The following is a 19,472-nucleotide window of genomic DNA, read 5'->3' as shown; positions in this document are numbered from 1 at the left end:
GAAAAGGGGACACTCACATTGACCGGCTGATCACAAGGGTTGTCATGCCGCGCTCAACAAGCGAGCATATGGCCTTCTGCCGTTAATGCTGTAGGCAATATGACCTCTATTTTTCGCGCTGTTGTGGTGATTGGCCTGTTAAGCCTGTGTAACGTCGGCACCGTCCTGGCGGCAGCCCCCGTGACTCAAAGCAAGCCCACCGCCAGCACCGAGCAGAAGGCTCCCGCGAAGAAACCGGCGTCGGCTAAAAAAGCCCCGGCGGCCAAGAAAAAAACCGCCGTCGTGAAAAAACGTGCACCGATGGCGAGCAAATCCAAATCTGCCCACGAAGTGGCCCAGACCAAACTGCCACCGGCACAGTTGGACCTGTCCCTGCCAACCGAAATGGTCAGGCACTTGCAACCCATCGGCACCATGCCTAAACCCAAGAGCGTGCCGCTGTTGCCGCCGATGTTTGCGGAAAAGCCCACCGACAACAGCGCGTTCCAGATCAATGGCCGCCTGCTCAGCAACCAGATGCAGTTGCAACTGCGTAACGAAGAGCGCCGCGACATCGAAGGCGCGGCGCTGGATTTCGAGTTCAAGCAATAAAATTGCACGCTTGGGTGACGTACGCCTTCGACCACCTGTCGCAGACTGGTCGGTCACTTTTGTTTTGTGCGAAAAACCCCTGTTAGACCATTTTAAAACGGCTGTTTAAGGGCGTACTCTAGCCCGGCCATCCACATTGAGTCGTCGAGGACCTGCTGGTCATGAAATGCCGTGAAGGCTGTGGCGCATGCTGCATTGCCCCCTCCATCAGTTCGCCGTTACCGGGAATGCCCAATGGCAAACCGGCGGGAGAACGTTGCCTGCACCTGTCGGTCGAACAGCTATGCCAGCTGTTCGGGCAACCGGAGCGGCCGGCGGTGTGCAGTGATTTCAAGGCAGACCTTGAGGTGTGCGGCAACGATCAGGCCGATGCGATCCGTTTGATCGGCTGGTGGGAGCAGATGACGGCGGCTTGATGGGCTTTACTATCGGAACTTCAAAAATAAGGAATACAACAATGGGTTCGCTGAAACGATTGGCTGTGTTGTGCGGTTTTACGGTGTTGTTTGCTGCCACTGCCCAGGCTGAAGATTGGCAAGTCGCCAAGGACGAAGACGGTATCAAAGTGTCCTTGAGCGAAATCGCCGGCTCCAAGTACAAGGCTTATCGCGGTGTCACCGTGATCAAGGCCCCCATCGCCAAGATCCAGGCCCTGCAGGAAGACGTGGCCGGCGCCTGCGCCTGGATTCACGAATGCAAGTCGCAAAAACTGCTCAAGACCGAAGGCGACAAAAGCTGGACCTACACCCAGTTCAAGGCGCCGTTCCCGGTGACCGACCGCGACTCGATCCTTGAGATCACCACCTCCAAGGCCGCCGACGGCACCGTGACGCGCAAGCTGCTGGAAGTGCCGACCTACCAGCCCGAAGTTAAAGGTTATGTGCGTGTAGCTCAGGTAGACGGTTACTGGAAACTGGTGCCCAAAGGCGATAACCAGACCGAAGTCACCTACCAGGTGCACACCGAGCCAGGCGGCAGCGTGCCCTCATGGCTGGCCAACAAGTTCGTGGTCGACGCACCGTTTAACACCTTGAAAGCCTTGAAAGAACACGCTGAAAAATAAGCGCAGTTGATCCGGTGCCTCAGGCCTTGAGTGGAACGTTTGCCGACCGCTCAAGGTCCAGATAGATGTGAGCCCACACATGGGCTTTATCGAGGAGGCACCGATGCAAACGTGGCAGATTACCTTCGTAGATGATCACGGTGTAAAGACCGTCGAGCAGTTCGCCTGCGCGCAAAAGCCCAGCCTCGAAGACGCGGCGCACATGATCCGCAACAAGCTGGTGCCCGTGGCCGCCGAACTTGACCTCAATGACCTGGAGGGCCGCAAGCCCGAGCCTACGGTCAAGATCCTCAAAGATCAGAACAGCATCCAGATCCTCGACATCTCACCCGCCGCCTGAACATTTCCTGTAGGACCACGAAACCCCTCTGGTGGAGGTGATAGCTTCGCGCTACTCTGCAATCGAGATCAGCGAATGAATCGCTAAGGTCTGGTCTTGTCAGCTACATGCTTGTTTTCCCTCGGTGTTGTTATTGCCGTAGTACCCGCGTCAGTAGGGCGCGGGCTTCGGGAAGCACGGAAAGTCTATCCATCGGTTTGAGGAGGACGTTTCATGAGCACAGCCTATCAAGAAGACATCAGCACCAACGTACTGCGCCGGATGAAAGAAGGCGGGTTCGACTTCTCGCGTTTTCACCCCATCGAGTTCTACGCCATTTTCCCGGATGAGGAACGTGCGCGCAGGGCTGCGGGTCGCTTTCGCGGGGAATCCCTGAATGCTCAGGTCAGCGCCCGCGATGACGGCGCCTGGTACTTGGAATTGAGCAAAATCATGTTCGCAACCTACGACGGCATAGGAGACTTCGAGCAAGACTTTGAAGCGGTGGTGGAACCGCTGGGCGGCATCATCGAAGGATGGGGCGTCAAGCAGGAGGTGCGTGGGTTACCCATGTAGTGCAATTGTGATGAGTAAAGCAGCGTATCGGCTGACCTTCGGGTCGGCCGATTTTGTGTGTGCTGTATGAAATCTCCCAACCCTGTCCCCCAGTTTTCTTGCACCAAAAAAAAGCCACCCAAACAGGGTGGCCCAAAGGGAAGAGCGGTTCGCTGAAGCTGTAGGACGCGTCCTGTTCAGCCGATGGAGGTGATTATCCGCAAGGCGGGGCGGGCAGTGAAATCAACTCTGACTATGCTGTTGATAGTCAAAACCCGCATTGTGATGAAGCGCGGGGCGTGACGGCGGGCATTCTGCGCACCAGGAAGGTGCGAGCGGAATCCGTTGTTTATTCAACTCACTGATTTTTAAGTGTTTATGCCGATGGCGCGAGCCTTGCAACACTGCTTGCGTCCGAGTGACAAGGAGTACGGCATGACCCGCACTTATTACGATGAAATGTACGACGGGGCAGGCCAGGTCCGGCCCCATTACCGCGAGTTCGCCCGCTGGTTGGCCGACACGCCGGCTGAATTGCTGGCGCAACGTCGGCGTGAAGCCGATTTGCTGTTCCACCGCGCCGGCATCACCTTCACCCTTTACGGGGACGAGCAAGGCACCGAGCGCCTGATCCCGTTTGACACCATCCCGCGCAGCATTCCCGCCAGCGAATGGCGAATGGTCGAGCGTGGCTGCATTCAACGGGTCAAGGCGCTGAACCTGTTCCTCGCCGACCTGTACCACGAGCAGCGCATCATCAAGGCCGGCATCATCCCCGCCGAACAAGTGCTGGCCAATGACCAATACCAACTGGCCATGCAGGGCTTGAACCTGCACCGTGATCTGTATTCGCACATCTCCGGTGTCGACCTCGTACGCGATGGCGACGGCACGTACTATGTGCTGGAAGACAATTTGCGCACGCCGAGCGGTGTGAGCTACATGCTCGAAGACCGCAAGATGATGATGCGCCTGTTCCCCGAACTGTTTGCGGCCCAGCGCATTGCGCCCATCGACCATTACCCCAACCTGCTGCTCGACACCCTCAAAAGCTCAAGCCCGCTGGATAACCCCAGCGTGGTGGTGCTGACGCCGGGGCGTTTTAACAGTGCGTTTTTCGAGCATGCCTTTTTGGCGCGTGAGATGGGCGTGGAACTGGTGGAGGGCGCCGACCTGTTCGTGCGTGATGACCGTGTGTTCATGCGCACCACCGACGGCCCCAAGGCGGTGGACGTGATCTACCGTCGCCTCGACGACGCGTTCCTCGACCCGCTGGCCTTCAACCCCGACTCGATGCTCGGCGTGCCCGGCCTGCTGGCCGCGTACCGCTCGGGCAATGTGGTGCTGGCCAATGCGATCGGCACCGGGGTGGCGGATGACAAATCGGTGTATCCGTTCGTGACTGAGATGATCCGTTTTTACCTGGATGAAGAGCCCATTCTGCAGAACGTGCCGACCTTTCAATGCCGCAAGCCCGATGAATTGTCCCATGTGCTGGCTAACCTGCCGGACCTGGTGGTCAAGGAAACCCAAGGCTCCGGCGGCTACGGCATGCTGGTGGGGCCGGCGGCCACGGCGGCGGAAATCGAAGCCTTCCGCGCGCGCATCAAGGCCAAGCCCCACGCCTATATCGCCCAGCCGACCCTGTGTTTGTCCACCTGCCCGACCTTTGTTGAAAACGGCATCGCGCCACGGCATATCGACCTGCGCCCATTCGTGTTGTCCGGCAAGGAAACCCGCGTGGTCCCCGGCGGCCTGACCCGTGTGGCGCTGCGCGAAGGCTCGCTGGTGGTCAACTCGTCCCAGGGCGGCGGCACCAAAGACACCTGGGTGGTCGAGGATTGAACCATGTTGAGTAGAACTGCCTCGGATTTGTACTGGATGTCGCGCTATCTGGAGCGCGCGGAAAACCTCGCGCGCATGCTCGATGTCAGCTATTCGCTGTCGCTGATGCCCCAGGACGGGCGCGGTGATGGCCTGCACGAACTGGCCATGCCGCTGCTGATCACCGGCACTCTGGACGATTACCACGCGCGTCACGGCGAGTTGCATGCCGAGCGCCTGCTGCACTTTTTCGCGCTGGACGCGGCCAACCCGGCGAGCATCTACAGCTGCCTCGGCGCCGCGCGGGCCAGCGCCCATGCGGTACGTGGGCGAATTACCGCTGACATGTGGGAAAACATCAACGCCACCTGGCTGGATATTCGCGATATCGCCCGGCAAGGGCTGAGCCGTTACGGCATGAGCCGGTTTTGTGAATGGGTCAAGGAGCGCTCACACCTGTTCCGCGGCGCCACCTACGGCACCATCATGCGTAACGACGCGTTTCGCTTTATTCGCCTGGGCACCTTTATTGAGCGTGCCGACAACACCTTGCGCCTGCTCGATGCGCGCTACGAAATGGCCGGCGACCAAGCCGCCGCCGTCACCGACGGCACGGCCCACGCCTACTATCAGTGGAGCGCCTTGCTGCGCGCCTTGTCGTCGTTCGAGGCCTACACCGAGATCTATCGCGACGCGCCCGGCGCCCGGCAAGTGGCTGAATTGCTCTTGCTACGCGCCGACGTCCCGCGCTCGTTAAGGGCGTGCAGCGAAGAGATCGACCAGATCCTCGCCAGCCTGCCGGGCATCAACGGCCGCCCGGCCCAGCGCCTGGCCGCCGAGATGGACGCGCGCCTGCGTTTTACTGCGATTGACGAAATCCTCGAGGAAGGCCTGCACGCCTGGCTGACCGACTTCATCCCCTTGGTGCGCCAGTTGGGCGACGCCATTTACAGTTCCTACCTGGAGGCCGCATGAGACTCTCCATCAGCCACGAAACCACCTACCACTACGAGGACCAGGTGCGCGCCAGCATTCAGTACCTGCGCCTCACGCCCCACGACAGCGAGCGCCAGCATGTGATCAGCTGGCAGCTGGACTTGCCGCGCCCGGTGCGCGCGCAAGTCGACCCGTTCGGCAATATCCTGCACGTGCTGACCCTGGATGAGCCCCACGATGCGATCATCATTGGCGCCCGTGGCCAAGTGGATATCGACGAATTGCGCGAGGCCGAACACGAGAGCCAGTCAGCATTCCCGTTTCTGCGCAGTACACGCCTGACAGAACCCGATGAAGCCTTGCTTGGGTTTGCGCAACAGCACTGCCGGCAACGTCGCGACCGCAGCGCGTTGATCGACCTGATGCACGCGCTCAACCAAACCATGGTCTACACGCCCGGCGCCACCGAAGTCGACACCTGCGCCGCCCAGGCCTTTGCCGGTCGGGCGGGCGTTTGCCAGGACCACACCCATGCGTTCCTGGCCTGCGCACGCAGCCTGGGGATTCCTGCAAGGTATGTGTCGGGGTATTTGTACACCGAAGACAGCACGCACCTGGCCAGCCACGCCTGGGCCGAAGCCTGGCTGGATGACGCCTGGTACAGTTTTGACGTGACCAACCAACTGGCCCGACCGGAGCGGCATTTGAAACTGGCGGTGGGGTTGGATTACCTCGACGCCTGCCCGGTGCGCGGCATGCGCAGAGGCGGCGGGCATGAGCAGATGCATGCCAAGGTGTTCGTTGCGCCGACGCCGGTGGTTTCGGTGCAGCAGCAATAATCTCCAGAACGAAGCTGATCAAATGTGGGAGCGGGCTTGCTCGCGAATGCGGTGGTTCAGCAATAGTCAGGCTGACTGACCCACCGCTTTCGCGAGCAAGCCCGCTCCCACAAGGGATGTTCGCAAGGTTCAGGGTTGCTGTTTACGCCCCGCCATATGCTTCAGGTACCCCACCAGCAAATCCAGCTCGCCGTCCGGCAGTACGCTGGCGGCGAACGCCGGCATCTTCGCCTGTGGCCAATGCCGCAAGCTCTGCGGGTCGCGAATGTAGCGCTTGAGGAAATCCCCGCTGAAATACTCGGTGGGGTTGTAGGGAATATTCAGGTCCGGCCCCACCTGCGCATCACCGGCGCCATTAAGCCGATGACACGCCAGGCAATTCTTCTGGAACAGCGCAAAGCCCTGATTGACCGGGTCATTCGCCGCCAGCTTCGGGTCGGGCAACAGCGCCGGAAAACGCTCAGCCACCGTCTTCAATTGCTTGATCGCGGACACCTGGAACGGCCACTGTTCAGGGCTGATGTGCCCGGCTTGTGGGTCGGTCCATACCAAGTAGAAGGGCCCGGCACTCGGTTTGCCGTCTGCCAGCGCAGGCCATGGCTGGGCCGGGTCTTCGACTGCCAGCCAGGCGCGGGCGCCGTGTTTCTCCAGCAACGGCGCAGCGGTGAGTTCGGCGGCAAATCCATCCAGGGCCACGGCTTGCAGAGGGTTCGCAGGCTTGAGTCCCTGTAGGAGAGAGGCCAGCGGCACGGCGCGATAGGTCATAGTGCGCTTGTAGGAAACGTCATCGACGATCTGCACCGTCTGCGCATCCGGGTGCTTGAGCAGGTCGGCGGTCTGCCAGGTCTTGCGGGTGTGCTCGAGTTCGATGGTCAATTGCGCGGCCGTTGCCGGCAGGGCCAACAGCAAAGCGAGGATGGCAAGGATTGGTTTCAAGGGACAGCCCGGTTCGAAGTGGCGATGACGCCTACGATAGCGGAAATCTGCACGCAAAAAGACAGCCCCTGCAACAGGACCGCTATGCGCAATGTCCCGGCAGGTGCTGCCAAAAACTGCAGTCCTGATGCTGTGTGTGCACGGAATCCGGAGGCTTAATCGTCACCCGATAACCTTGGTTAAATTGGGCAAGATCAGAATCAGTGTGGTGGCGAACAGAATAAGTCCCGCCTGACGTACTTTCGAATGTTTAAACATGGCTGACTGCCTTTTGTTGTTATTCCTGAGCGTCAAATGCGTGCCGATGTATTTCAGTATCGCGATGTGACGTTGCACTTTTCTTACAACTGCCCCAGCAAAACCCGGCAGCAGCTTCCTACTGATTCAACCTTAGAGCCCTCGTTCTTCGCGGCTTAGATCCATTTCATATCAGCTAATCAGTATTTGCGCTAAAAACGGCATGAGGCTTATTGCCATCTTGGCGCCAGCCCTAGGGCTAGACAGCTAAAACGATTAATCAGCGGTTTCCCATAGCTGCCTACCGTTCGTCCGAGCGAGGGGGTCAAAAGCAATGAGCGCATCCGTCATTGAAACCGTGTCAATCGGGCCTGAAGGTAGGCACACACGCACTGGCTGCTCGAGGATGTCATGACCCAAGCTTTGATCTTTGATGCGATACGTACGCCCCGTGGCAAAGGCAAGGCCGATGGTGCCCTGCACAGCGTCAAACCGGTAAACCTGGTGGCGGGCCTGCTGACGGCGCTGGCGCAACGCAGCGACCTCGACACGCGCCAGGTGGATGACATCGTCCTCGGCTGCGTCACCCCGGTGGGCGACCAGGGCGCCGATATCGCCAAGACCGCCGCGCTGGTGGCCGACTGGGACGTCAGCGTCGCGGGTGTGCAGATCAACCGCTTCTGCGCTTCGGGCCTGGAAGCGGTGAACCTTGGCGCAATGAAAGTGCGCTCGGGCTTCGAAGACCTGGTGGTGGTCGGCGGTGTCGAGTCCATGTCTCGCGTGCCCATGGGCAGCGACGGCGGCGCCTGGGTGCTCGACCCGCAGACCAATCTGCACAGCCACTTCACGCCTCAGGGCATCGGCGCGGACCTGATCGCCACACTGGAAGGCTTCACCCGCCAGGACGTCGACACCTTCGCCCTACAGTCCCAGCAGAAAGCGGCCAGGGCTCGTGCGGACGGTTCCTTCAACAAGTCGCTGATCGCGGTGCAGGACCAGAACGGTATTGTGCTGCTGGACCACGACGAATTTATCCGTAGCGACTCCACCCTCGAAGGCCTCGGCAAGCTCAAACCGAGTTTCGAAATGATGGGCCAGATGGGTTTCGATGCCACGGCGTTGCGGGTCTACAGCCATGTGGAGCGTATCCACCATGTACACACGCCGGGCAACAGCTCCGGCATCGTCGACGGCGCCGCGTTGATGCTGATCGGCTCCGAGGCCAAGGGCCGCGAGCTGGGCCTGCAACCGCGGGCGCGCATCGTCGCCACGGCAGTCACCAGCACCGACCCGACCATCATGCTCACCGGCCCCGCACCGGCGACGCGCAAGGCGTTGGCCAAAGCCGGTCTGCGCGTTGAAGACATCGACCTGTTCGAGGTCAACGAAGCGTTTGCTTCCGTGGTCCTCAAGTTCATCAAAGACATGGGGGTCGACCCCGCCCGAGTCAACGTCAATGGCGGCTCCATCGCCATGGGCCACCCGCTGGGCGCCACCGGCTGCGCGATTCTCGGCACCCTGCTCGACGAGCTGGAAGTGCGCCAGCAGCGCTACGGCCTGGCCACCCTGTGTGTCGGCGGTGGCATGGGTATCGCCACCATCCTCGAACGCCTCTGAGCCCAAGGAATTTGTCATGACCGAAGCCATTCGTTACGAAAAAGGCCACGACCGGATTGTGGTGCTGACTCTCGACCTGCCCGGCCAGAGCGCCAACACCATGAACGGCGTGTACCGCGAGGCCATGGCGGCCACTGTCACACGTCTTGAGGCGGAAAAGGCCGACATCGCCGGCGTCGTTATCACCTCAGCGAAGAAGACCTTCTTCGCCGGTGGCGACCTCAATGAACTGATCAAAGTCGACAAAGCCCACGCCAAGGCTTTCTACGACAGCGTGCTGGTGTTGAAGGCGCAACTGCGCCGCCTGGAAACTCTTGGCAAACCGGTGGTGGCTGCGATCAATGGCGCCGCGCTGGGCGGTGGCTGGGAGATTTGCCTGGCGTGTCATTACCGCGTGGCGCTGGATGACCAATCCACCCAGCTTGGCCTGCCGGAAGTCACCCTCGGCCTGTTACCGGGCGGCGGCGGGGTAGTGCGCATGGTGCGCATGCTCGGGTTGGAGAAGGCTTTGCCGTATTTGCTGGAAGGTAAAAAAGTGCGGCCGCAGCAGGCTTTGCAGGCGGGTTTGATCAATGCGCTGGCGGCAAACCTTGATGAACTGCTGGCCAAATCCCGCGCCTGGATTTTGGCGAACCCCGAGGCCAAACAACCGTGGGACAACAAGGGATACCAGATCCCCGGCGGCACACCGTCAAATCCAAAAGTTGCGCAAATGCTGGCCATCGCCCCGTCGATTTTGCGCAGTAAAACCAATGGCTGCTTCCCCGCGCCGGAGAAAATTCTCTGTGCGGCTGTGGAAGGTGCCCAAGTGGATTTCGACACCGCGCACCTGATCGAAACCCGCTACTTCACCGAACTGGTCACCGGGCAAGTGGCGAAAAACATGATCGGCACCTTCTGGTTCCAGCTCAATGAGATCAACGCCGGCAGCTCACGGCCCAAAGGTTTTGCACCTTATGTCACGCGTAAGGTGGGCGTGCTGGGCGCCGGGATGATGGGCGCAGGCATTGCGTATGTGAGTGCCTGTGCGGGCGTCGAGGTGGTGCTTAAGGACATTAATCTGGCGGCGGCCGAGAAGGGCAAGGCGCATTCGGCGGCGCTGCTGGACAAGAAAGTCAGCCGTGGGCAATTGACCGCCGAACAGCGGGAAAGCACCCTGGCGCGGATTCATCCTACGGCCTCCGATGCCGACCTGGCCGGTTGCGACCTGGTTATCGAAGCCGTATATGAAGACCGGGATCTCAAAGCCAAGGTCACGGCGGCGGCGCAAAGCGTGGTCGGCAGCGAGGCCGTGATCGCCTCTAATACCTCCACCTTGCCCATCAGCGGCCTGGCGACAGCGGTGCCCGATCAAGGCAAATTCATCGGCCTGCATTTCTTCAGCCCCGTCGACAAGATGCCGCTGGTGGAAATCATCAAGGGCGCTCACACCAGTGACGAAACCCTGACCCGGGGTTTTGATTTCGTCCTGCAAATCAAGAAAACCCCGATCGTGGTCAACGACAGCCGCGGCTTCTTCACTTCGCGGGTGTTCGGCACCTTCACCAACGAAGGCATCGCCATGCTCGGCGAAGGCGTGGCCGCGCCGATGATCGAAACCGAGGCGCGCAAGGCCGGCATGCCGGTGGGGCCGCTGGCGGTGTCGGATGAAGTGTCCCTCAGCTTGATGAGTCATATCCGACAGCAAACGGCGAAGGATCTGCAAGCCGAAGGCAAAGCGCTGCCGGTTCACCCGGCGACGGCTGTGATCGATCTGTTGGTGAATGAATACAAACGCATGGGCAAGGCGGCAGGCGGCGGTTTTTACGACTACCCCGCAGGCGGGCAGAAACACCTGTGGCCCGAGCTGAAAACCCGCTTCGAACAAGCCGGCAAACAGATCTCAGCGCAGGATGTGCGCGACCGTTTATTGTTTATTCAGGCGATTGAAACCGTGCGGTGCGTGGAGGAGGGCGTGTTGCTGTCCACGGCGGATGCCAACGTGGGGTCGATCTTCGGCATTGGTTTTGCCGCGTGGAGCGGCGGCGCGCTGCAGTTTATCAACCAGTATGGCCTGAACGACTTTATTGCCCGGGCGCGTTACCTGGCCGAGCAATACGGGGAGCGGTTCTCGCCGCCGGCGTTGTTGCTTGAGAAGGCTGCACGGGACGAAACCTTCCAGTGATCAAAATGTGGGCGCCGGGCTTGCCCGCGATAGCGGTATGCCAGCCACTGCAATATCGGCTGATATGACGCCATCGCGGGCAAGCCCGGCTCCCACAAGTGTTCACTCGGTGGGACTTGCTTTGCTGGGGTGTTTCAAGGCAGGCTCTGGGCTGTGCATTATTCCCATCACCGTGTCAGGTATTTTTTATGTCGCTACGCGTCTGTATCCTGGAAACCGATATCCTGCGTCCAGGCTTGATCGATCAATACCAAGGGTACGGGCAGATGTTCAAGCGCCTGTTCTCCAAGCAACCGATTGCCGCCGAATTCGTCATCTACAACGTGGTGCAGGGCGAATACCCGCCTGCCGACGAGGTGTTTGACGCCTACCTGATCACCGGCAGCAAGGCCGACTCCTTCGGCACCGACCCGTGGATCCAGACCCTCAAAACCTACCTGCTGGAGCGCTATAAGCGTGGCGACAAGCTGCTGGGCGTGTGTTTCGGCCACCAGTTACTCGCGCTGCTGCTGGGCGGCAAGACCGAGCGCGCCAGCCAAGGCTGGGGCATGGGCATCCACGACTACAAGCTCAACGCCAAGGCGCCGTGGATGAGCCCGGTGGTGGAAGAACTGACCTTGCTGATCAGCCATCAGGACCAGGTCACCACGTTGCCGGCCAACGCCACCGTGATCGCCTCCAGCGATTTCTGCCCGTATGCCGCGTACCACATCGAAGACCAGGTGCTGTGCTTCCAGGGCCATCCGGAATTTATCCACGACTATTCCCGCGAGTTGCTGGAGATTCTTCAGACAACACTCGGCGAAAAGGTCTACACCCACGGCGTGGCCAGCCTGGCGCGTGACCACCATGGCGCTACCGTGGCGGAATGGATGATGCGCTTTGTCGCCCACAAGCCAGATACGGCGGTTTAAAGCCAGCCCGAGCGTTTAAAGCTGGCCCATAAACTGGTGCAGCCCACCGCAATCAACCCGAGCACCGCAAAATAGCCGTAGTGCCATTGCAGCTCGGGCATGTTCTGGAAGTTCATCCCGTAAATCCCCGCCACCGCCGTGGGGAACGCCAGAATCGCCGCCCAGGCGGCGAACTTACGCTGCACCACGCTTTGCCGTGAAGCCTCCAGTAACACACCAATCTCGATGGTCTGGCTGGCGATGTCGCGCAGGGTGGTGAGGTCTTCCATCTGCCGCGTCACGTGAATCTGCACATCACGAAAATACGGGCGCATATTCTTGTCGATAAACGGGAAGCTGAGCTTCTGCAGCTCCTGGCTGATCTCCACCATCGGCGCCACATACCGCTTGAGGCGCAGCACATCGCGGCGCAGGCCATGCAGGTTCTGGATATCGCGCTCGCTCAGGGAACTGCACAGCACGTTGCGTTCCAGCTCATCAATCTCGGCGTGAATCGCTTCGCTCACCGGCTGGTAATTTTCGGTGACGAAATCCAGCAGCGCATAGAGTACGAAATCTTCGCCATGCTCCAGCAATAACGGTCGCGCCTCACAGCGCTGGCGCACAAAACCGTAGGACGCCGAGTGACCGTTGCGCGCAGTGATGATGTAGCCATTGCCGGCAAAAATATGGGTTTCGATAAACTCCAGCTTGCCGTTCTCGCGCACCGGTGAATAGGTGACGATAAACAGCGCATCGCCGAAGGTTTCAAGCTTGGGGCGGCTGTGTTTTTCCAGGGCGTCTTCGATGGCCAGTTCATGCAGGTTGAACTGGCGTTGCAGGTTGGCCAGTTCCTGGGCGTTGGGTTCTTCCAGGCCGATCCACACGAAGTGGTCGGGTTTGGCGGCCCAGGCGGCGCCTTCGTCGAGGGTGATATCCGTGACTTTCTTACCGGCGCTGTAAACGGCTGCCGCAACAACTCTACCCATGGTGCTGATCGCTTCTTGTTAGGAGGACAGGTGTTGGGCAGCTTAGCTGGAGGGGAGTTCTATTGTTGCGGCATTTTGCAGTTCGCGGTCCATTGCCGCGATGCAGTCTTCCATCTGCGCCTGACAGGTCTGCATCAGCGCCGGGATGTCATCCGAAGTCAGCCCACAGGTTGGAATCGGCGGCAACGAGCGTATGAGCACGCCACCGCTGTTCCAGCGATTGAGCTGCATATGCTTGACGTAAGTGCTGGCGCACACCTGCACAATCGGTACGCCGGCCGCAATTGCCATATGGAACGCGCCTTTCTTGAACGGCAGCAAACCGTTACCCAGGTTGCGCGTGCCTTCGGCGAACACCCAAATCGAGGTGTCCTCATGCTGCAAGGTCTGTGTGGTGGTGAGCATCGCCCGGCGCGCCTTGTGCGCATTGCCGCGGTCAATCAACACATTGCCCGCCAGCCAGAACAACTGGCCGAACAACGGCACCCATTTCAGGCTTTTTTTGGCGATGCACACGGTGCGATGGGGCACCACATTGCCGAATATAAACAGGTCATAGTTGGACTGATGGTTGGCGATGACCACACAGGTGCCGGGCTTGTTACGCAGCGAGTCGACATCGGCCTTCAGGTGCAGGCCCAGAATACGCATGGCAGGCAATGCATAGAGGCGAGCACACAGGCGGCTGTTGTCCGGGTTGAACGGCCGGCACACACCCAAAAGCACGCCCAATACCCCGGCGACCATAAAGTGCAGGCCCATCAACAACATACGTAACAGAAAAAGCATCGACACAGCCCATCGGGACAAAAGGTGGCGCAGTGTACGGATGTGCACTGTATTCGGCAATTGCCCCTACAGACGTAGGAGATAGGCGATGTTTAAGCACATGTTTCAACGTCTGCCGACATAGCCCTACTAGAGCGGTTAAAGGTGCTTCGGATTTATTTGTAAGAAAAAGCCCGACTCAATGTCGGGCTCCTGGCGCATCAGCTATAGGGCATCAGCCCAGGTTGTGGCCCTGATCCTGAATAATTGCATCATCCAGGGCTTCCAGCAGTGCCTTACGCACCTTCAGCTTGGTGTGCTTGTGGGCATTCATATTGATCTTCTTCAGCTGCCGCGCCGCTTCCAGGGCCGCTGCGTGCAACTCATCCGGCGCCACCACCTTATCCAGGAAGCCAGCGCCCAACGCGCCCTGCGGATCAAACATCTCGGCATTGATCACCGAACGATGAAACGCAGATTTACGCAAACGATCCCGCGCCAACTCGATACCGGCGTGGTGCATGGTCATGCCGATCGCCACTTCGTTCAGGCCAATGCTGAACGGGCCTTCCACACCAATCCGGTAATCCGCCGACAACAGCAGGAACGCACCCTTGGCCACCGCATGCCCAGGGCACGCCACAATCACCGGAAACGGGTGCGACAACAGGCGCCGCGCCAACGTCGAACCTGACGTCACCAGGCCAATGGCTTCTTTGGGCCCGGCCGTCATCACCTTCAAATCATAACCACCCGACAGAATCCCCGGCGTGCCGGTGATGATCACCACCGCCCGATCCTTCTCGGCCTGATCCAGCGCAGCGTTGAACTCAGCAACCACTGCTGGAGAAATGGCGTTTACCTTGCCGTTGCTCAAGGTCAGGGTCGCGATACCGTCTTCGAGGTGGTAGGCAATCAACTCACTCATGACGCGGTTCCTTGTAGGAATTGTTATAGATAGGCTGTTAATAGAAGCGCATGCGCAGACGTTACCCACCACGCCCGCCCCGGTAAAGCGCCGTGACTGACTACACAGTCAGACTTTTGCCGCTTGCCCAAGGGTAGACGGCCCGCAGCAGGGCACAGCCGCCGTGCCAGACGCCCACGACCAATGCCCAAGAATGGCAGATTCACCGCCCCTCACCAGGCGAGTCACGGCATAACCGTCTAAGCGCATGAAAATTCTGAAAAAAACCTTTGCCATCAGAAAGGCTTTCGACTACATTAGCGCGCCTCGACAGACTGAACTGGTTTGACGAGATACGGTGAAGTGTCCGAGTGGCTTAAGGAGCACGCCTGGAAAGTGTGTATACAAGAAATTGTATCGAGAGTTCGAATCTCTCCTTCACCGCCACATTAAGTAAACACAAACCCCCGATTTTCCTAGAGAAAGTCGGGGGTTTGTGGTTTTTGGCGTTTGAAAAAGAGCCGTTTGGGAACATGCCTGGGAATACACCTCGCCAGACAGGGCTGCGCTAGCAAGCGTACTGAGGAATCGAAAAAGCAAAACGGGGGACGGTTTTTTTATTCTTCAAGCACCCCTGTGACAAACAAAACCCCTGGTTTCGTGAGAAGTCAGGGGTTTTATAGTTTCTGACGTGTGAAAACGTGTCTTTTTTAAATCATGCGGCGCAAGGCATATCCATGCGCCGGCCTATCACGTCCAGCAAGTCGCAGCCATCGCGTAACGGGATTGAACACAGCAAGGCAAAATCACTGAGAACAACGGCATCACTGCTGATCTCGCTGCGCAGTGCAAGGTTCTCAAGGACTTGGGTGACGGCACGCAGCCGAAAACTCGCGGCGTCGAGGAGGATTTCCAGGGGGACGGTGGTATCGACAAAAAGAGCAGGGGTGGCGCTGTCGTTGCTGGTGAGGGCTATGTATTGGTTCATGCGTTAAGTCCGTTCACTTAGAGGAATATGAGCCACGCATTTGTCGCCAAACAAAAGGTGGCCGCTGTACGCAGGTTGGCGAACCGGTTTAAGAACGGACAAAGACCGGCAGACCCGAAGGTCTCCCACGCACAGCTGCCGTTGAGCAGCTTATTGCGTGCAGGCGCATCCCGCAAATCTGCCGGGAGACTTCTGCCGTCTTAATAGTCGAGTCGCCAAACCCGGCCGCCATGTGGGCGACCGAGTGACTATAGGCTCGACGATTTTGAAGTGCGAGGCCGACGCTTCTGAACGGTTTGTAGGACGTTGCCTGGATTGCTGGGCATGGGCAGTCCTACCTACGAACCCTGCAACCTTGAGAGCGGCAAATCGAGTAAGCGTTTGAAATTACACTTGTGCTAGGGAAATTTTTTCTCTAGCGTCCACCTCTATGTCGACCCTTCACAGTGGACGAAGCTGGAAATAAAAATCTATCCCGACGACCACGCACCGCCGCACTTTCACGTGCAGACGCCGGATGGCGAGTCGTTGGTTCAGATAGAAGGGCTTGTTGTGCTCGGTACGGGGGCAGAAACAAAGGCCTTGAAAGCCGCCCTGCTTTGGGCAAAAGCTCATATCGCGGATCTCAAGCGCGTATGGGATGAACAAAACCGGAGGAACTGACTTATGACCAGCAAGCTTCGCATCTCTGCTGTGCAACCAGTTGCCGGCAAGCATGCCTTACAGATCGAATGGAATAACGGCAAGCGGCATACCGTTGATCTTCTCGATCATATAAATGCCTTTTCGGTCCTCAAACCTCTTCTGGATTTGGCTCGATTTAGCCAAGTAGAAGTCGGTGAGTGGGGGTTTGATGTGACGTGGGGTAACGACCTCGAACTGTCAGCTGTCACGCTGCACCGTCTAGCATTGGAGCAATCCGGTGAGGTGATGCTGACACAGGATTTCCGGCAGTGGATGCTCAGTAACAACCTGTCCCTTTCCGCAGCGGCTGTGGAGTTGGGGTTCTCTCGCAGGACCATCACCGCCTATAGCAGCGGCGCTGCTTTGATTCCCAAGCATGTGGGGCTGGCGTGCAAGGGCTGGGAGTACGAGCATAAAGGTTACAAAGGGCACTACGCCTGAAGGTCCCGGTATTACGCAAAAAGGGCGGTCAATTGAGCCGCTCTAATTCATTTTGTTGAAAAGCTACCGTCCTGTGCGATGTGTACACATGATCAGTAGACGCGCGCAATGAGTAGGCACATACCTGGATTAAGGTAGTCCATTTCTGAAACGTTAAAACCACCCCTCTGCACGTCTTACCTACGCCGTTACGCTTTCTTATAGTCCTGCGCCTCAGCCACTTGGAGGTGCACGCATGCAGGGACCCTACGCATTTATCAATGAACATCCCCAGCCTTATCCATTGCTTAAACTAAGCCTGCGCTTGATCCGTATACACACACCAAGTTCGACACCCTCAACCAGCACATTCGCAACACGGTGGTGTTGCCGGGGCAATTGGTGATCATCGGGGATAGCCGAACCGCCGCTTGCACCGCTGAAGAAGCACAGCTGATGCGCTCGGCGCAAAATATAAAGCTCGCCCTGTTGGCGCACTCCGCAACTGACCAATTTCTGATCAAAAACTATGATCAGGTGCAGGCCATCTTGACCTATTCGTCCCTTGGCATCGGCAGTGCCAGCAGTGCATGGAGCAAGCATTTGGCGCAAGTTGAGAAGACCCTTATCGAAATCGAGGATTTGCATAAGCAGTATTTGAGCAAAGGTACCACTGGGGCGAGGGAGGAGTTTTTGGTTAAGCGAAGGTCGCTGTTTGCCAAGTTGGATAGCCAACTCTCGGGCATGGCGCGCTTTGGTACGGGGTTGAAAAACGAAGGTTCGATTAAAAAGATGTTGGGGATTTCCAGTAAAAGCTATTGGCACCACGGAGAAATTCGCGGGTACGAGGAAAGGGTCAAGCATTTGGCCAAGGCCTCGCAAATATTGAAGAAGGGGACTTACATTGGCATAGCGCTGGATGTTGGGGCGACGGCGCTGGAGATAACGGAGGCGTGTTCCACGGGGCGTGAGCAAGCGTGTACGCAGGCGACGTATGTTGAAGGGGGTAAGTTAGTGTTTGGAGTCGGTGGTGTATCGTTAGGTGGAAGTATAGGTGCCTCTGTAGGAATAGGCGCCTGCATGGTTGTTTTCGGCATACCTACAGCAGGTGCCGGAGCCTTGGGGTGTGCCATCGTTGGCGGCGCCACAGGCGGACTCGTTTTAGGCAAAGCTGCAAGCGCTCTCGGAGAAAGCACGGGAAAAGTTCTCTATGAGGCGGTGAGGGATTAAATGGTCTTCGAATACATCGGCATGTGTGCGGGCGTCATCATGCTGCTCAGCCTTCCTCTCACTTTTTTTGTCATGTTCAAAAAGCTCGATGCAGCAGAACGCTTTGTGGAGCACAGCGACTATGTAGCCATGCACAAGCGCATTTTTCGTAATGCTCCATTTGAAGGCCGACAAGTGCGCGTATTCGCCATGGCCACCATCATTCTTATGCCAAAAGTACTCCAATGGAGGCGTTTAGTGCGGGTTGAGGACGTTGAAAAAATCCCACGACATCTCAAATATTGGATGGTCATACCGACACTGATTGCTTTCACTTCCGCTACCGTCATGTGTGTCGCCTGGCTTTTTATAGAAAACTAATCCGCCTTTTTGGGCGACTGTCTTTCGCCCTTTCCCATATTGTCATCCGGTAGACTTCTGTCGTCAGGCCCTCAATGCCGATGCCGATGATGCACATCCGGAAAATGCGCATGGCTATGCCGCATCACACTATGAACATGCACATGGCTGTGCGGCTGCGCCGGGTCCCACTCAAACCCGTGCTCATGCTGATGATGTTCATCATGCACATGCCGATGCCCATGTTCCGTCGCCTCATGCAGGTGCTCATGGGCATGCCGCTCCGTCAGGTGCAGCCACACGCCCAGGGCCATCAATGCTGATGCAATCCAGAACGCCACCGTTACCGATTCCCCAAATGCCAGCAGGGCAACGGCGGCACCCAGGAACGGCGCCGTCGAAAAGTAAGCGCCCGTGCGCGCACTGCCCAACCCGCGTAACGCCAGCACGAACATGACCAGGCTGATGCCATACCCCAAAAAACCAACCAGCAGGATAGGCGCCAGCTGTGCCACACCCGGAATCTGCGCGCCGAGGTAGAGCGCCAGGCTGCCATTCACCAGCCCGGCAATCAACCCCTTGGCGCCGGCGATAAACAGCGCGTCCGAGGCCGAGACTTTGCGCGTCAGGTTGTTATCAATCCCCCAGCATGCACACGCCAGCGCCACGGCAAACGGCCCGGTCCAGTCGTGGCTGGCGCCGCCGCCGTCGGACCATGACAACACCACGCCGCCCAGCACGATCGCGAGCATGCCGAGGACGATGCGGCGGTCGGCGTTTTCTCTGAACACCAGCCAGGCGATCACGGCGGTCAGCACCGATTCAAGGTTGAGCATCAGGGAGGCAGTCGCGCCGGTGGTGCGGGTCAGGCCGAACATCAGGGCAACCGGGCCGAGGATGCCGCCGAAGGCGATGGCGCCGAGCAGCCAGGGCCATTCAGGGCGGGTCAGCCCGCTGGGTTTCCAGCCGCGATCACGGATAAGGCGCACGCAGGCCAGGCCGAGGCCGCTGCCGAGGTAGAGCAGGCCGGCAAGCAGTATGGGCGAAAGGTCCAGGCCGAGGCTTTTGGCGAGCGGGGTGCTGGCGCCGAACAGGGCGGCGGCGGCGAGTGCGTAAAGGATGCTGAGGTTCATGGGCCGTCCTCGAAAGGTTGACCCATGATACGTCGCTTGC

At 58.7% G+C, this 19,472-nt stretch carries 20 protein-coding genes and 1 tRNA gene; 15 read left to right on the top strand and 6 right to left on the bottom strand.

Annotation, left to right across the window (positions count from 1 at the left end):
- Positions 1-99 precede the first annotated feature (99 nt).
- The 8 genes from BFP92_RS13980 to BFP92_RS13945 all read left to right on the top strand — a co-directional run bounded on the left by BFP92_RS13980 (position 100) and on the right by BFP92_RS13945 (position 6,127).
- On the top strand, positions 100-591 hold the full coding sequence (locus BFP92_RS13980) for a translation initiation factor 2 (protein WP_065929925.1): 492 nt from the start codon (positions 100-102) through the stop codon (positions 589-591).
- Between the two features lie 161 nt (positions 592-752).
- The gene (locus BFP92_RS13975; RefSeq protein WP_017138333.1) at positions 753-1,007 is read left to right on the top strand and encodes a YkgJ family cysteine cluster protein; all 255 of its coding nucleotides are present in this window, start codon (positions 753-755) and stop codon (positions 1,005-1,007) included.
- 41 nt (positions 1,008-1,048) lie between these two features.
- Positions 1,049-1,654, top strand: a complete 606-nt coding sequence (locus BFP92_RS13970) for an START domain-containing protein (RefSeq protein WP_065929924.1) — start codon at positions 1,049-1,051, stop codon at positions 1,652-1,654.
- Positions 1,655-1,757: 103 nt separating this feature from the next.
- Entirely contained in the window at positions 1,758-1,994 is a 237-nt protein-coding gene (locus BFP92_RS13965; protein WP_026013791.1) for a hypothetical protein, read from the top strand.
- A 213-nt stretch (positions 1,995-2,207) separates the two neighbouring features.
- The gene (locus BFP92_RS13960; RefSeq protein WP_003193463.1) at positions 2,208-2,549 is read left to right on the top strand and encodes a ribonuclease E inhibitor RraB; all 342 of its coding nucleotides are present in this window, start codon (positions 2,208-2,210) and stop codon (positions 2,547-2,549) included.
- Between the two features lie 414 nt (positions 2,550-2,963).
- Positions 2,964-4,373 (top strand): circularly permuted type 2 ATP-grasp protein, encoded by a 1,410-nt coding sequence (locus BFP92_RS13955; RefSeq protein ID WP_065929923.1) that lies wholly within the window; start codon positions 2,964-2,966, stop codon positions 4,371-4,373.
- Positions 4,374-4,376: 3 nt separating this feature from the next.
- A complete protein-coding gene (locus BFP92_RS13950) occupies positions 4,377-5,327 on the top strand; it encodes an alpha-E domain-containing protein (protein WP_056861611.1) in 951 nt (316 codons plus the stop codon).
- Positions 5,324-6,127: a transglutaminase family protein gene (locus tag BFP92_RS13945; RefSeq protein ID WP_065929922.1), complete on the top strand. Its 804-nt coding sequence runs from the start codon at positions 5,324-5,326 to the stop codon at positions 6,125-6,127. The genes BFP92_RS13950 and BFP92_RS13945 overlap by 4 nt, the downstream gene beginning before the upstream one ends.
- Positions 6,128-6,256: 129 nt before the next feature.
- Here BFP92_RS13945 and BFP92_RS13940 read toward each other — a convergent pair whose 3' ends face one another.
- Complete coding sequence (locus tag BFP92_RS13940) at positions 6,257-7,063, bottom strand: c-type cytochrome (protein ID WP_065929921.1); 807 nt, start codon at positions 7,061-7,063, stop codon at positions 6,257-6,259.
- A gap of 648 nt (positions 7,064-7,711) precedes the next feature.
- Between BFP92_RS13940 and BFP92_RS13935 the strand changes: the two genes are divergently transcribed.
- From BFP92_RS13935 to BFP92_RS13925, 3 genes are all read left to right on the top strand, one after another.
- Positions 7,712-8,917: an acetyl-CoA C-acetyltransferase gene (locus BFP92_RS13935; RefSeq protein WP_065929920.1), complete on the top strand. Its 1,206-nt coding sequence runs from the start codon at positions 7,712-7,714 to the stop codon at positions 8,915-8,917.
- Positions 8,918-8,933: 16 nt separating this feature from the next.
- The gene (locus tag BFP92_RS13930) at positions 8,934-11,081 is read left to right on the top strand and encodes a 3-hydroxyacyl-CoA dehydrogenase NAD-binding domain-containing protein (RefSeq protein WP_065929919.1); all 2,148 of its coding nucleotides are present in this window, start codon (positions 8,934-8,936) and stop codon (positions 11,079-11,081) included.
- A 188-nt stretch (positions 11,082-11,269) separates the two neighbouring features.
- The gene (locus BFP92_RS13925) at positions 11,270-11,995 is read left to right on the top strand and encodes an amidotransferase (RefSeq protein WP_065929918.1); all 726 of its coding nucleotides are present in this window, start codon (positions 11,270-11,272) and stop codon (positions 11,993-11,995) included.
- On the opposite strand, the gene BFP92_RS13920 is transcribed toward BFP92_RS13925, so the two are convergent.
- The 3 genes from BFP92_RS13920 to BFP92_RS13910 form a co-directional block, all read right to left on the bottom strand.
- Positions 11,992-12,963, bottom strand: a complete 972-nt coding sequence (locus BFP92_RS13920; protein ID WP_065929917.1) for a magnesium and cobalt transport protein CorA — start codon at positions 12,961-12,963, stop codon at positions 11,992-11,994. The genes BFP92_RS13925 and BFP92_RS13920 overlap by 4 nt on opposite strands.
- Before the next feature lie 42 nt (positions 12,964-13,005).
- Positions 13,006-13,752, bottom strand: a complete 747-nt coding sequence (locus BFP92_RS13915; protein ID WP_065929916.1) for a lysophospholipid acyltransferase family protein — start codon at positions 13,750-13,752, stop codon at positions 13,006-13,008.
- Positions 13,753-13,966: 214 nt separating this feature from the next.
- Positions 13,967-14,659, bottom strand: coding sequence for a crotonase/enoyl-CoA hydratase family protein (locus tag BFP92_RS13910; protein WP_056861603.1), 693 nt, complete (start codon positions 14,657-14,659; stop codon positions 13,967-13,969).
- 336 nt (positions 14,660-14,995) lie between these two features.
- Here BFP92_RS13910 and BFP92_RS13905 point away from each other — a divergent pair.
- Positions 14,996-15,085, top strand: a tRNA-Ser gene (locus BFP92_RS13905).
- Positions 15,086-15,353: 268 nt separating this feature from the next.
- On the opposite strand, the gene BFP92_RS13900 is transcribed toward BFP92_RS13905, so the two are convergent.
- The gene (locus tag BFP92_RS13900) at positions 15,354-15,626 is read right to left on the bottom strand and encodes a short-chain dehydrogenase (protein ID WP_065929915.1); all 273 of its coding nucleotides are present in this window, start codon (positions 15,624-15,626) and stop codon (positions 15,354-15,356) included.
- A gap of 666 nt (positions 15,627-16,292) precedes the next feature.
- Between BFP92_RS13900 and BFP92_RS13895 the strand changes: the two genes are divergently transcribed.
- From BFP92_RS13895 to BFP92_RS13885, 3 genes are all read left to right on the top strand, one after another.
- The gene (locus BFP92_RS13895; RefSeq protein WP_065929914.1) at positions 16,293-16,751 is read left to right on the top strand and encodes a DUF2442 domain-containing protein; all 459 of its coding nucleotides are present in this window, start codon (positions 16,293-16,295) and stop codon (positions 16,749-16,751) included.
- Positions 16,752-17,132: 381 nt separating this feature from the next.
- A complete protein-coding gene (locus tag BFP92_RS13890; protein ID WP_239694265.1) occupies positions 17,133-17,960 on the top strand; it encodes a hypothetical protein in 828 nt (275 codons plus the stop codon).
- Positions 17,961-18,320, top strand: coding sequence for a hypothetical protein (locus BFP92_RS13885; protein WP_065929913.1), 360 nt, complete (start codon positions 17,961-17,963; stop codon positions 18,318-18,320).
- Positions 18,321-18,391: 71 nt separating this feature from the next.
- Here the strand turns inward: BFP92_RS13885 and BFP92_RS13880 are convergent, their stop codons facing one another.
- Positions 18,392-19,432 carry a DMT family transporter gene (locus BFP92_RS13880; RefSeq protein ID WP_065929912.1) on the bottom strand — a complete coding sequence of 347 codons (1,041 nt, stop codon included), beginning with the start codon at positions 19,430-19,432 and terminating at the stop codon, positions 18,392-18,394.
- Positions 19,433-19,472 lie beyond the last annotated feature (40 nt).

Origin of the sequence: Pseudomonas sp. 58 R 3 (assembly GCF_900006605.1) — a bacterium.
GTDB classification, from domain to species: Bacteria; Pseudomonadota; Gammaproteobacteria; order Pseudomonadales; family Pseudomonadaceae; genus Aquipseudomonas; species Aquipseudomonas salomonii.
Note: the sequence above shows the minus strand (reverse complement) of the source record. Positions and strands in the feature narration are given on the sequence as shown.